Genomic DNA, 772 nt, shown 5'->3' with positions numbered 1-772 from the left:
GGCGGGGCGCAGTCGGGTGACCTGCCAGGTGTGGACGCGGTGGCGGGTGACGAGGCCGACGCCGTAGCAGGGTTCGCCGTGTCCGTCGTCGTCGTGGGTGAGGGGGCGGAACTGTTCGCCGGGGGTGCCGACGACGGCGGCGGCGAAGCGGTGTTCGCTGGCGTCGAGGGCGCGGGCGGCGATGGCGGTGAGGTCGAGTTTGCCGCTGCGGCTCTGGTCGCGGTCGACTTCCTGTAGGGCGAGGACGTCGGCGTCGAGGGCGGTGACGGCGGCGGTGAGCCGGTCGGGGTCGACGAGTCCGTCGGCGAGGGATCGGCCGTGCAGCAGGTTGAAGGTGGCCAGGCGCACGCTTGCACCCTACGTGGCCGTGGGAGGGTTGCCGGGTGTTGAAGGTGTTGTTGTGCTCGGTGCTGTTGTTCGTGGCGTTGTCGGCGGTGGGTGTGTGGCTGCGTCGGGCGCGGGATCGGTGACCTGCGGTTCTGGTGAGGCTGGCCACAGGCGGCGTCGTGGGGTGGGTGGTGGTGGGCAGAATGGCGGCCCGTGGATGTGGATCCCCTGTCGTTGACGACCCTGCTCGCCGCGGCCGCGATGGCCGGTTGGATCGACGCCGTGGTGGGTGGTGGTGGTCTGCTGTTGTTGCCGGTGTTGATGGTGGCGGCGCCGGGGATGCCGGTGGCGTCGGCGTTGGCCACGAACAAGTTGACGGCGATCGCGGGTACGACGACGGCGGCGGTGACGTACGCGCGCCGCACGAAGATCGACTGGGCGGTGG

The 772-nt window shown here is 71.1% G+C and carries 2 protein-coding genes; one reads left to right on the top strand and one right to left on the bottom strand.

Features of this window, described 5'->3' with window-relative positions:
* On the bottom strand, positions 1 to 348 hold a 348-nt coding region (locus F6X68_RS32910; protein WP_192581661.1), incomplete at its 3' end, for an endonuclease/exonuclease/phosphatase family protein.
* 252 nt (positions 349 to 600) lie between these two features.
* Between F6X68_RS32910 and F6X68_RS32905 the strand changes: the two genes are divergently transcribed.
* Positions 601 to 772: TSUP family transporter (locus F6X68_RS32905; protein ID WP_255474825.1), on the top strand; the 172-nt coding region annotated here is incomplete at its 3' end.

The sequence above is a fragment of the Micromonospora sp. AMSO12t genome (genome assembly GCF_008806585.1).
GTDB lineage: Bacteria > Actinomycetota > Actinomycetes > Mycobacteriales > Micromonosporaceae > Micromonospora > Micromonospora reichwaldensis.
The sequence above is the reverse complement of the archived record's forward strand: the minus strand, read 5'-3'. Positions and strand labels throughout refer to the sequence as shown.